We start from the raw sequence: 12,873 nt of genomic DNA, 5'->3' as shown, positions 1-12,873 counted from the left end.
GGCGGCGCGAACACGGCGGCGGTCTACTCCCCTGCGGACCGGGCGGATGGGGCAGCACGAACGGCCCCGACGGCAGGCCGCGGGGCATGGGCGCGCACACGATCACACGTTCTTCACGGCCCGGTCCATGGGTGGAGAATTTATGAAGTTGTGACTATGCGTGCGGCACGTGTCGACTCTCGGTCGCCGGTGCCGGTCCTGTGGCATTTGGTCACCTGAACTACGCGCATAAGGGCGCGCTTTCACCGGAATCCGCGTTGGTCCCGAGGGTGCGCGGTGCCCCTGTTTGCGGCGTGAGGCAACTCACTACAACCTTTTCCGGCCCCACCTCGGCGATCTTGTGGCGTGTGGCGCTCATGACAGAGAGTCAGCGCGTTACGTACCGCCTGGGTGGGAGTCGACGCGCATGCGTGCTCAAGGTCCGCTGTCCTGGCTGGGGCGCAGTCGCCTCGCCCTGACGGAGTCTCAACGACGGCGCCGCCGGCGGGGTCGCATGGCGACCGTCCTCCTGCTGTCCTCGACGCTGACGGTGACCACCCTCGGCGCGGAGGCGTGGGCGATACCCGGCCCCGGCATGAGCCGCGAGCAGGAGGTCGACCTTCCCGACCTCCCGGAGAGCACCTCCGTCGAGGGCGACGAAGAGGCCGAGAAGAACCTGACGACCGCGCCCGAGGTCCCCGTCGACCCCTACGCGCCCGAGGCCGTCACCCCCTGGACCGAGAACAGCGGCACCGCGACGCTCACCTCCGCCACCGCCCCCGGCACCACCGTCCCGGTCTCCAACGGGCTGCCCGTCGCGCTCGGCGTGCCCGACGGCACCGACCCGGCCGCGATCGCCGGCGAGTGGAAGGTCGACCTCGCCGCGCCGGCCGCCTCCCAGGACGCCGGGGTCGCCGGGCTGATCATGCAGGTCACCCCGCCCGCCGGCGCCGACCCGGACGCCCAGGTCGCGCTCGCCGTCGACACCACCTCCTTCGCCGACCTCTACGGTCCCCAGGCCGCCGACCGCTTCGGCCTGGTGCTGCTGCCCGAGTGCGTGCTGACCTCACCCGACAGCGGCGACTGCGCCGCCGAGGGCGGCACCCAGACCATGTCGGGCACGCCGGACGGCGAGGGCGCCCGCCGCCTGCCCAGCACCGTGGAACTGGTGCCCGCCAAGGACGCGCCCACCGAGGCGAAGGCCCCCGGCGGCACCTCCACCCACCGGGTCTTGTCCGGCACCGTCCCCGTCGCCGGCCTGCTCGGCGGCGACCCGGCCCCCCGGACCGCCTCCGGCACGGAGGGTGCCTCCGCCCGTACTGCCTCCGTCCGTACCGCCTCCCGCACGGACGGTGCCTCCGCCCGTACTTCCCCCGGTACCGGCGGCGCCTCCGTCCGTACCGCCGCCCTCCAGGCCGTCGACGCCTCCGGCCCCCAGGTCGTCGGCGCCATGGACACCGGCGCCTCCGCCGCGGGCGACTTCACCGCCACCCCGCTGCTCTCCTCCGGCTCCTGGTCGGCCGGCGCCTCCTCGGGCGCCTTCACCTACGCCTACCAGGTCCAGGTCCCCGAGACCGCCGGCGGCCTGATGCCCACGGTCTCCCTCGGCTACTCCTCCCAGTCGGTCGACGGCCGCACCTCCGCCACCAACAACCAGGCGTCCTGGATCGGCGACGGCTGGGACTACCAGCCCGGCTCCATCACCCGCACCTACGCCAACTGCCGCGAGGACTCCAAGAAGCCGGGCGCCAACAACGCCACCCACCGCACGGCCGACCTGTGCTGGGGCTCCGACAACGCCACCCTCTCCCTCGGCGGCAGCACCACCGAACTGGTCTGGGACAAGGACCAGAAGAAGTGGTTCACCGCCAACGGCGACGGCTCCCGCGTCGAACGCGTCCAGAACTCCGCCACCGCCAACGGCGCGAAGGACGGCGAGTACTGGGTCGTCACCACCCGCGACGGCACCCGCTACCACTTCGGCCGGCACCGGCTCCCCGGCTGGACCGCCGGACAGCCCGTCACCGACTCCGTCCTCACCGTCCCCGTCTACGGCAACCACTCCGGCGAGGACTGCCACAAGGCCGGCGACTGGGCCGGCTCCTGGTGCACCCAGGCATGGCGCTGGAACCTCGACTACGTCGAGGACGTCCACGGCAACGCCATGTCCCTGTGGTGGAAGCGGGAACAGAACCACTACGCCCGCAACTTCAACTTCAAGGCGCCCGTCGTCTACGACCGCGGCGGCTACCTGAGCCACATCGACTACGGCCAGCGCGCCGGCACCCTCTTCACCGACACCGCCCCCGCCCGCGTCTCCTTCACCGTCGCCGAACGCTGCCTCGCGGAGTCCTCGCTCACCTGCTCCGAGGCGAACTTCACCGACAAGGACCCGGGCAAGTACCGCATCTGGTACGACACCCCGGCCGACCTGCGCTGCGAGGCCGGCAAGAAGTGCTGGAACGCCGGACCCACCTTCTGGTCCCGCAAGCGCCTGACCGAGATCACCACCTCGGCCCAGCGCACCACCGGCACCACCGCCCGGCACACCGTGGACACCTACCGGCTCAAGCAGAGCTTCCCCGTCCTGCGGACCGGCCCCAACACCGCCCTGTGGCTGGAGTCGGTCCAGCGCACCGGCCACGCCCGGCCGGGCGCCGACGGCGGCACCGTCACCCTCAACGCGGTGCGCTTCGAGTCCAACGCCGAGGACATGCCCAACCGGGTCACGCGGCCCGACGACGCCCGCCCCGGCTTCTCCCGGCTGCGCATGGCCCGCGTCATCAACGAGTACGGCGGCGAGACCGTCGTCACCTACCGGCCGCCCGCCGGCGACTGCGCCACCGGCACCGGACTGCCCGGCAAGACGAACACCGCCGCCCTCAGGTCCAACACGCGCCTGTGCTACCCGTCCTTCTGGCACCCCGACCCCGAGGTCGAGGACATCGACTGGTTCCACAAGTACGTCGTCGAGTCCATCGAGGAACTCCCCAACGTCGACGGCGCGTTCAGCACCCGCACCGCCTACGCCTACCAGAACGCCGGCTGGCGGCTCGCCGAGGCCGAGTTCACCAAGAAGGCCACCCGCACCTACTCGCAGTTCGCCGGCTTCGAACAGACCACGGTGATCACCGGGGCGAACGACGAGGCCATCGGCAGCAAGAAGTCCAAGGCCGTCACCCGCTACTTCCGCGGCATGGGCGACACCGTCCCGGTCAAGGACATCACCGGCGCCGAGATCGCCAAGGACCACGAGGCGTTCGCCGGCCGCGTCGCCGAGGAACTCACCTACACCGAAGCCTCCGACGCCGACACCGACTGGCTCTCCCGCAGCGTCACCGTCCCCGCCGCCACCGAACTGGCCCGCCGCGACCGCGACGACGGCCTGAGCCCGCTGCGCGCATGGCGCGTCACCGAACCCGGCGAGAGCGCCCACACCAAGTCCTCCGGCACCGGCGACGACGACCGCACCGAACGGGCCGTCAGGACCCACACCACCTACGACCCGGTCCACGGCCTGCCCACCCTCGTCGAGTCGCTCGGCGACACCGGCCGCGGCGGCGACGAGTCCTGCACCCGGCTGGAATACCTCCACCACACCGGCAAACACCTCATCGGCCTCACCAAGCAGGTCCTCGTCTCGCCCACCACCTGCGCCGACGCCGACTTCGCCGACCTGAGCACGCTCAGCGGCGCCACCCGCACCGCCTACGACGGCACGGGGTACGGCACCGCCCTCGGCGACGGCACCCGCGGCCTGGCCACTCAGACCTGGTCCCTCGACGGCGCCGGCACCGGCTTCCAGACCGACGGCACCAGCGCCTTCGACGCCATCGGCCGCGTGGTCAGGCAGACCGACCCGGACGGCAGGTCCGGCACCCTCGCCTACACCCCCGCCACCGGCCAGGTCTTCGAGATCACCGAGACCAACACCCTCGGCCACACCCAGAAGCAGGAACTCGACCCCGGCCGCTCCACCACCCTGAAGGCGACGGACGCCAACGGCCACGTCAGCGTGGCGGCGTACGACCCGCTGGGCCGCCTCGTCGAGGCGTGGGCCCCCGGCCGCACCCCGGCGAGCGGCACCGTCCCGGACTTCCGCGCCGTCTACACCATCCCGGCCTACGACCCGGACAACCCGGACCGCAAGCCGCCCCACGTCACCACCCTCACCCGCGGCCACCAGGACCGCGTCGAGACCACCGTCACCCTCTACGACGGCCTCGGCCGCGAACGCCAGACCCAGGAGGAAGCCGACGGCGGCGGCCACCTGATCACCGACACCCTCTACAACAGCTCCGGCGAGGTCTGGCAGACCAACAACGCCTACCTCACCCACGAGGCCACGCCCGGCGAACTCTTCGCCCCGCTCGCCGACACCGCCGTCCCCAACATCACCCGCTACGCCTACGACGGCATGGGCCGCGTGGTGCAGGAGACACCCGTCCTCAAGGTCGAGGACCCGCTGACCCGCGAGACCACCTCCCAGCCCGTCCCCGAGCGCGCCACCCGCTACGAGTACGGCCAGGACTGGTCCACGGTCCTCAACCCCTCCGGCGCCTCCTCCTACCGCGTCTACACCGACGCCCTCGGCCGCACCAGCCGCGTCGACACCTTCGACCCGGCCGCGCCCGGCGGCTTCACCTCCCTGCGCTACACGTACGACCGGCACGGCCAGTTGGTGAAGGCGACCGGCTCCGCCGACACCGCCCACCCGTGGAGCTGGGCCTACGACCACCGCGGCCGGCAGACCTCCGCCACCGACCCGGACACCGGTACCACCCGCGTCACCTACGACCACCTCGACCGGCCGCTGACCACCACCAACGCCCGCGGCATCACGGTCTGGAACGGCTACGACGCCCTCTCCCGCCCCACCCAGCAGCGCCTCGACGGCCCCACCGGCACCCTGCTGTCCGACCTCACCTACGACTCGGCCCCCGGCGGCAAGGGCATGCCGGCCCGCGCCACCCGCCACACCGACGGCGAGCCGTACACCCAGAGGATCGACGGCTACACCAAGGACTACCAGCCCACCTCCACCACGCTGACGCTGCCGCAGAGCATCACCGGCACCTGGGGCCTTCAGTCCTCGTACACCTACGGCTACACCTACGACGACACCGGCAAGCTGAAGGAGGCGTCGCTGCCGGCGATCGGCCGCTTCGCCGCCGAGAAACTCGTCGTCCGCTACAACAAGGACGGCAACCCCCTCTCCGTCTCCGGCAAGGACTGGTACGGCGCCGAGACCGTCTACGACTCCTACGGCCAGGTGCTGCGCTCGACACTCGGCGCGCAGCCGTACCGGGTGTGGACGCAGAACTCGTTCGACGAGTCCAGCGGCGAGCTGAGGGAACACTCCGTCCACCGCGAGCAGACCGGGGACAAGACCCTGGTCGGCGGCCACCTCGTCTCCCGCCGCTCCTACGCCTACGACCCCGCGGGCAACGTCACCTCGATCCGGGAGCACTCGACCGGCATCGAGGAACGGCAGTGCTTCGCGTACGACCCCCTCGGCCAGCTCAAGACGGCCTGGACAGCCAAGGACCAGACCGCCTGCACCGCCCCCAAGGGCAGCGACGGCACCCCGCGGGTCTCCGCCGGCAAGGACAACTCCGGCTACTGGCAGGAGTACGAGTACGACCTCGTCGGCAACCGCACCAAGCTCACCGAGAAGGACCTCACCGGCGACACCGCCAAGGACGCCACCACCGCCTACGCCTACGGCAAGGCCGACGGCACCCAGCCGCACACGCTGACCAAGGTCACCAGGGCCTACACCACCCTCCAGGGCGCCCAGATCACCGCCGAGGCGCGGCGCCTGTACGAACCCACCGGCGAGACCAGGTCCGTCACCTCCGCCGACAACGGCGACAAACAGGAACTGACCTGGACCTACGACGGCCAGGTCGACCGGATCAAGGGCCAGGGCACCGGCGGCCGGACCCCGTACGTCGGCCTCGCGGACAAGTGCCTCGACCTGAAGGGCGGCACGACGACCGCCGGGACCGTGGTCCAGCTCTACGGCTGCAACACCTCCCCGGCCCAGAACTGGCGCTTCACCGTCGGCCCCGGCCAGAACGACCCCGACCGGGGCACGCTCGCCATCTACGACAACTGGTGCGCCCAGCCGGTCGGCAACACCGCCGGGTCGGCGGTCCAGCTCCGCAAGTGCGACGGCTCGGCCGGGCAGGAGCTGAAGCGGAGCACCTCCGGCGAGCTGAAGCACCTCTCCTCCGGCCTGTGTTACGCGGTCAAGGGCGCCGACCCGGCGAACTCGACCCCGGTCGTGCTGGCCGCCTGCGACGCCACCAAGGCCGAGCAGCAGTGGGCGCCCCAGAACGACACCCGTCACCTCTACGGCCCCGACGGCTCACGCCTGCTGACCGTCAAGGGCAAGCAGGCCACGCTCCACCTGGGCGAGTCCGAGGTCACCGTCCAGCGCGGCGGCACCCTGGTCAACACCCAGCGCACCTACGCGGCCCCGGGCGGCGCGGTCATGCGCCACTCCTTCGGCACGGCGAGCGAGAGCCTCGTCGCGCTCGCCGGCGACCACCAGGGCAGCACCTACGCGGAAGTGGTGCTCAACGGCGAGATGCCGGTGCGCATCCGCAAGCAGGACCCGTTCGGCAACCAGCGCGGCGTCGACACCGCCGGCGTCAACTTCCAGAGCCACACCGGCTTCCTGGGCGCCACCCGGGACGACGCCTCCGGCTACCAGCCGCTGGGCGCCCGCCTGTACGACCCGGTCGTCGGGCGCTTCCTCTCCGCCGACCCGGTCCTGGACCTCAACGACCGCCTCCAGTCCAACGGGTACGCCTACGCGCACAACAACCCGGTGACGATGTCCGACCCGACGGGGCTGGCCATCTCCCTGACCGCCTCGGAACAGGCGGCGGCCCTGGCGGGCGCGGGCCTGTCCGCGGCCCAGGTCGCCCAGGCACACGCCACCATGGGCAAGTCGCTGACCTCGGTGATCCTCTCCGTCGCCTGGGCGACGCTGAAGGACTTCATCGGCATCAACGACGCGCTCGCCTGTTTCGGCGGCGACATGTGGTCCTGCGGCAGCCTCATCGTCGGCGCCATCCCGTGGGCCAAGCTCGGCAAGATCCCGTCGGTGCTGAAGGCCGTCAAGCGCACGATCAGCGCCATCCAGTCCTTCCGTACGGCGAAGAAGGCCGCGGAGGGCGTCCTCAAGGCCGCGAAGGCGGCCGAGGCGGCGGCGCTGAAGGCGAAGAAGGCGGCGATCGAGAAGGCGAAGAAGGAAGCCGCGCAACGCGCCAAGAAGAAGGCCGCCGAACAGGCGAAGAGAACCACCGACAAGGCGGTCGCCAAGACCAAGAAGACCGGCAGCCCGGTTCAGAAACAGGCCCAGGCCAAGGCAGCGCCGAAGGTCTCCTCCGCGTCCTCCGGCAAGAGTTCGGGAGGCGGCGGGAAGAGTTCGGGAGCCGCCAAACCGGGCGGCGATTCCGGGGGTTCCTCCCGCAACAAGGGCGGCTCCAGCGGAAGCGGTGGCGCCGGGAAGGTGGAGGACGGCCCGGGGTGCAACAGCTTCGTCCCCGGCACCAGGGTCCTGATGGCGGACGGCACCTCCAAGCCGATCGAAGAGGTCGAGGTGGGCGACAAGGTCGTCGCCACCGACCCGGAGAGCGGCGAGAAGCGCGTCGAGACGGTCACCGCCGAGATCAAGGGCGAGGGCCTGAAGCACCTGGTCAAGGTCACCATCGCCACCGACGCCCCGGCCGGCCCGAAAACGGCCGAGGTCACCGCGACCGACGGCCACCCGTTCTGGGTCCCGGAACTCGACGAGTGGATCGACGCGACAGACCTCCGCCCCGGCCAATGGCTCCAGACCAGCGCAGGCACCCACGTCCAAATCACCGCCATCGCCCGCTGGACAACCCCCACAACAGCAGTCCACAACCTCACCATCAGCGACCTCCACACGTACTATGTGCTGGCGGGGAGCGAAACGGTCCTCGTTCACAATTGCGGTGTCGGAAGTGTTGAGTCCAGCCTTCCGGTCCGTGGCGATCGCGATCCGACAGTGGGTCAGGTCGTCGACATCGCCGAGGATGGCACTGCGACTCCTGTAGGTCACCAGGTGCGGAGTGGTGGTGGTGCGATTGCAGATCAGATCGACGCATATCTTTCCTACGTCGCACCCGACTACCCTAGGTCTGGTGGTTTTAATGCGGCCACGCATGTGGAAGCCAAAATCGCCTGGCACATGGTGTCTCGAGGTAGAAGGTCGATGGACCTGGTGATTAATCACCGCAGTGGCCCCTGCGGGGGGCCGTACTCATGTCAGACTGCAGTTTCGCTCCTCCTGCCTGTTGGGTATGAGTTGCGAGTTCACTACCGAGGCGACGATGGCGTCATGACTATGACTCGACTGCGAGGTCGAGCTCAGGGATAAGTGCTACGAGCATTCAGGGGGGCGCTTGGCGAGGCGCTCCCCTGCAGCTTTCGTGAAATTCCAAGGAGTTTATCCGTGATTCTCAATGTTTTTATTGATCGAGCATGGCGCCACGCCGATAATTCAGGTGAAATGTCTAGATTGATTTCCCTGATTTTTGATGATGGTGGGCTCGGGTCGAGTGTGAGTAGTAATTCTTCGGTGACGGGGTTTAATGTTTCGCTATCCCTCTCTAAAACTCCTCATACCGACGAGAATCAGGTCGCAGATAACCTTCTCCAGGTGGCGATCAACAGGTCGACCGGCTTCGGGGCTCTTGTCTGGGGGGTAACGATGAAGAGTCCTAGGAAAGGGGGTATTTACGACTCCGTATGGATCTCGGACAATCCGCAGCCGCCCAACTTTGATCCGCAGCTCATCTCGGATCCAGGCTATCCGCTTTTCCATGATCCATATAGCGCCCTTCCACTTTCTCGGGTGCGCAAGGCATTGGAAGAATTCTGTGAAACTGGAACCGGAGACCGACCTGGGTGTGTCAACTGGATTGAGGGGTACTTCAATGGCCAGCGCTTGGATCGGGATCCCATAGTTAATAGGCTTGAGAGCGCGGAGGACAGCTCTCCGTTCTGAGGCACGAAATGAGGACAGTGGCTCCGTCAGCCCCGTCCGGTCCGCACACCGACGCAGCAGCACCGCCCCCGCATGCCAGATCAGTTTTTCCCGTCGGCTACCACCGACAGCCGACGGTCCCACCCTGTACGCTCAACCACCAGAAAGGTGCCTTGCTCTCTGCAGCGGATAGGACTTCGACACTCACATCCTTGCAGGTCAACGGCGGTCAACGGCACGTTTCTGCTATCGCGGCGTCAGGACCCCAATTCCGCTGAATACCCAGGGTTGCGGCAACGCCAGCGGACGAGGACGCTGCAGAAGGCCCTGTGACCACGCGAGAAGCTGGAAGCCGCACTGGCTCAGTCGAGGAAGCGGCGGCAACAGCGTCCTTCGGCAGTCCGGCAGATCGGCCGCTGGGCCGCACAGAGCGGGGGCCAGTGGGTGAGCTGTTCAGAGTTTTTTTACTGGATCAAGGCGGTCCGCTGCCGTGGGCCGCGCGCTCCGGCCCTGCGGGGCCGCCGCCCGCTCTTGTCTCCGCCCCGCTTGCCGTCGGCCCCGCCGGTCCGGGCGCACAATAGCCGTACAGCGAACCCATTTCAGGGGCTCCGCCCCAGACCCCACCCCGGCCCTCACTCCGAGGGGCAGGGGGCCGAATGTCGGGTGAGGCTTCGTCGTGGTGAGTGGTCGCGGGTCGCGGGTGGGGTCCCTCGCCGCCCGGTCACCGGAGGCGTACCAGGAACCCCCCGGGGGTCGCCAAGGTCGAGCGCACGCGTCACGAAGTGAGCCTTGGCGGCCCCCGGGGAACCCTGGTTCGGCGAAGCTGCCCGACCGACGAGGGACCCCTCCCGCTCAGGCCCCGGTCCTGCCGGAGCCTTGGCCTCGCCCGGGGTGGTGATCGCTCTGTGGCGGGTATCTGCCGGATAGCCACCGGTTGATACGTCCGTCCGGCGTGTTGTGGCGCTGGAGGTGGTGAGCAGGTGGCTACGGAACTCACGGAGCTGGCCGATAACGTCCGCAAGTACGGCGTCGGGCCGGGATGAGCCCGGAGGAACTGGCCCATGCCGCAGGCGCGTCACCGGGCACGGTGCGCAAGGTGGAGCAGGGCCGACGGTCCGCATGGAGACGCTGCACGCCCTCTCCCGCGCACTGGAGGTGACCACGGCAACGCTGTTGGCTCCGGATGCTCCGCAACCGGTGGGCCGAAGCGAGGATGCGAGCCGCGTTAACCTCATCGAACTGCGGGCCGCCCTGACCCCGCCGGTCGGGCTGGCCGAGACGGGCGGCGAGGCTGGCGAGGAAGAGCCGAACGTGCGCCGCTTCCGCCGGGCGGTGCATGACGGCGCGGTGCTGCACCACTCCGACAGCTACAAGAGCGTCGCCTCTCAACTTCCTGGCCTCCTACGAGACGCCAACAGTGCGGTCGCCTACTGCGACAACGGCGAGGAGCACCGCCAGGTGCTTCTGGCCCGAGCAGAAGCCCTGCAACTGGCAGGGCAGTACCTGACGCAGGCCCGGCAGTACGACCTCGGCTACACCGCTCTGGCCGGGGCGATCACCGACGCCCGCCGTGCCCGCAGACACCCGGACGGCAGCATCCGGCGTGATCGGCATGTGCTGGCTGCTCCTGTGCCAGGGACGCCTGGACGAGGCGGAAGCCCTCGCCGCCCACTGGAGCCTGGGCGACGTGGACCAACGCGACCTGAGGCCGGCGTCCCCCGAGGGGCTCTCCGGCATCGGTCGTTGGATGCACGAGACCGCCGTCCGTGATGGGAAAGCCGTGCTCGCCGACGGAATCACCCATCTCTTTGGACGGGCGGAATGTCCGCAATGTGCCAGTGTCTTCAACATCGCAGATGAGTACTCGGCGTCCAATCGCCCTCTCATGTAAGCGGTGTATTGGGAGCGAGCGACTCCGTCTCAGGTGCAGAGCCACAGCCGGATCGAGGCGACCGCGACGGTGCCATGGAATATGTCGGCTCGCCTGTCATAGCGGGTTGCGACCGCGCGGAAGGTCTTGAGCCGGTTGATCGTTCACTCCACTTCATTGCGACGCCTGTAGATGTCTTTGTTGAATCCGGTCGGACGACCACCCTTGCTGCCGCGGCGTTGTCGGTTAGCCCGCTGGTCTTTGGGTTCCGGAATGGTGTGCTTGATGTGGCGTCGCCGCAGGTAACGACGGTTGCGGCGCGACGAGTAGGCTTTGTCGCCCTCAAGGTGGTCGGGTCGAGTGCGTGGGTGTCCGCCGTCCGGCCGAGGCACACGGATTTCCTCCAGCACGGGAATCGGATGTGGGGCGTCACCCCGTAACCGCTTGAGCTGCGCCGTTGTGCGGCCGGAGTACGGCACCGAGTGGGCCGCGATGAAAGTGGCCGCCCAGAAACTGGGCATCGGCACGACCGAGACCCTGCGCAACGTGAGTAAGGCAGGACCAGATCGACGCCGGCACCCGGCTGGGCACCACGACGGAGGAGTCCTCAGGGGATCTCAGGGTTCTGCCTTTTGGCTGGGGCCTTGTGTGGGCGTGGTCGTGTTGGGGGTTCAGGGCAAGCCGCCGTTGGTTTGGAGGAGTTGGGCGTTGAGCCATTGGCCCTCCTGGGAGCAGAGGAAGGTGACCAGGTGGGCGGTGTCCTGGGGGGTGCCCAGGCGGCGTAGGGGGGTTTGGCGGGTGAGTTCGGCGCGGAGGTCCGCCGTCATCCAGCCGGTGTCCACCGGGCCCGGGTTGACCGCGTTGGCGGTGATGCCCAGGTGGGCGAGTTCGTGTGCGGCGGCCAGGGTGATGCGGTCCAGGGCGCCCTTGCTCGCGCCGTAGGGGAGGTTCCCCACGGTGTGGTCACTGGTCAGGCTGATGATCCGGCCGCTGCCCCACGTGCCCGAGAAGCGGCGGCCGAACTCGCGGATCAGCAGCCACGGCGCACGGGCGTTGACCGCGAAGTGCCGGTCGAAGCTGTCGACCGTCGTGTCCAGCAGGCCCGAGTCGACCGACTCGCAGTGGCACATCACCAGGGCCGTCACCGGGCCCAGGGCGCTTTCCACCTCGTCGAAGACGCGCGCCGGAGTCTCCGGGTCCGCGAGGTCGGCCTCGACGGCCAGCGTCGCCGCGCCGTGCCCGGCCAGTTCCCCGGCGATCGTCAGCCGGGCACCGGGTTCGCTGCCCCAGGTCATGCGGTCGTCGTAGGGCGTCCAGTAGGTGAAGGCGATGTCCCAGCCCGCCTCGGCCAGGCTCCGGGCGATGCCCGCGCCGATGCCCACCGTGCGGCCCACGCCGGTGATCAGGGCCAGGGGGCGGGGGGTGGGGTTATCGGGGGTGGAGTGATCGGGAGTGGGGTGAGTGGGGGCGGGGGGTCGTGTCGTCACAGAGGGAGATCGTCGGTGGAGGTGGGGCTTCGGGGCAACCGCTTTTCCGCGTGCCCGCTCCTCACCTGCGCCCGCCCGTCGGACCTCGTCCGGCCTGTCGACGCCTCGCCCCCGGCTCGTCAGCCCGCCGTCACGGTCTCCCGGACCGTGCCGTCCGGAGCGGCCAGGAGGACCGGGGTCTTCGCGCCGCCCAGGTCGCGGACCGCGGCCAGGTCCTCGGGGGACGCCGATTCCGCCTCCGTCACCACGGCCGCCGCCTCCAGGGACGTCGCGCCGGACGCCACCGCCATCGCCACGGCGGTACGCAGGGCGCTGAGCTTCAGGGAGTCCAGGGTGACGGTGCCGGCGACGTAGGTGCGGCCGGTCTCGTCGCGTACGGCGGCGCCCTCGGGCACGCCGTTGCGGGCCCGGGTGGTACGGGCCAGGGCGATGATCTTGCGGTCCTCGGGGTCGAGCGCGCTGCTGTCGGTCATGAGCCGAGCATACGTAGCGGACGGGAGGTCATCGCC

6 protein-coding genes and 1 pseudogene are annotated in these 12,873 nt (G+C 69.4%); 4 read left to right on the top strand and 3 right to left on the bottom strand.

Annotated elements, in window-relative coordinates; genetic code table 11:
- Positions 1-493: 493 nt before the first annotated feature.
- The 4 genes from J5Y05_RS30165 (at position 494) to J5Y05_RS30155 (ending at position 10,777) form a co-directional block, all read left to right on the top strand.
- Positions 494-8,398, top strand: coding sequence for a ricin-type beta-trefoil lectin domain protein (locus J5Y05_RS30165; RefSeq protein WP_210876482.1), 7,905 nt, complete (start codon positions 494-496; stop codon positions 8,396-8,398).
- A gap of 75 nt (positions 8,399-8,473) precedes the next feature.
- Positions 8,474-9,028, top strand: a complete 555-nt coding sequence (locus tag J5Y05_RS30160; protein ID WP_210876481.1) for an Imm1 family immunity protein — start codon at positions 8,474-8,476, stop codon at positions 9,026-9,028.
- 1,018 nt (positions 9,029-10,046) lie between these two features.
- A complete protein-coding gene (locus J5Y05_RS32065; protein ID WP_247615575.1) occupies positions 10,047-10,166 on the top strand; it encodes a helix-turn-helix domain-containing protein in 120 nt (39 codons plus the stop codon).
- Complete coding sequence (locus J5Y05_RS30155) at positions 10,127-10,777, top strand: hypothetical protein (protein WP_247615574.1); 651 nt, start codon at positions 10,127-10,129, stop codon at positions 10,775-10,777. Before J5Y05_RS32065 ends, J5Y05_RS30155 begins: the two co-directional genes overlap by 40 nt.
- 150 nt (positions 10,778-10,927) lie before the next feature.
- On the opposite strand, the pseudogene J5Y05_RS30150 reads toward J5Y05_RS30155, so the two are convergent.
- From J5Y05_RS30150 to J5Y05_RS30140, 3 genes and pseudogenes are all read right to left on the bottom strand, one after another.
- Positions 10,928-11,311 (bottom strand): annotated as a pseudogene (locus J5Y05_RS30150) (transposase); the annotation flags it as partial.
- Between the two features lie 237 nt (positions 11,312-11,548).
- Positions 11,549-12,364 (bottom strand): SDR family oxidoreductase, encoded by an 816-nt coding sequence (locus J5Y05_RS30145; protein ID WP_210876480.1) that lies wholly within the window; start codon positions 12,362-12,364, stop codon positions 11,549-11,551.
- Between the two features lie 119 nt (positions 12,365-12,483).
- Positions 12,484-12,837: a cytidine deaminase-like protein gene (locus tag J5Y05_RS30140; RefSeq protein WP_210876479.1), complete on the bottom strand. Its 354-nt coding sequence runs from the start codon at positions 12,835-12,837 to the stop codon at positions 12,484-12,486.
- Positions 12,838-12,873: the final 36 nt, after the last annotated feature.

Origin of the sequence: Streptomyces tagetis (genome assembly GCF_018069565.1) — a bacterium.
Taxonomy (GTDB): Bacteria; Actinomycetota; Actinomycetes; order Streptomycetales; family Streptomycetaceae; genus Streptomyces; species Streptomyces tagetis.
Note: the sequence above shows the minus strand (reverse complement) of the source record. Positions and strands in the feature narration are given on the sequence as shown.

Bases quoted from the DNA above. Each gene is read 5' to 3' on its own strand.
- J5Y05_RS30165 (WP_210876482.1), top strand. From the start codon at position 494: ATGGCGACCGTCCTCCTGCTGTCCTCGACGCTGACGGTGACCACCCTC.
- J5Y05_RS32065 (WP_247615575.1), top strand. From the start codon at position 10,047: ATGAGCCCGGAGGAACTGGCCCATGCCGCAGGCGCGTCACCGGGCACG.
- J5Y05_RS30155 (WP_247615574.1), top strand. From the start codon at position 10,127: ATGGAGACGCTGCACGCCCTCTCCCGCGCACTGGAGGTGACCACGGCA.
- J5Y05_RS30140 (WP_210876479.1), bottom strand. From the start codon at position 12,837: ATGACCGACAGCAGCGCGCTCGACCCCGAGGACCGCAAGATCATCGCC.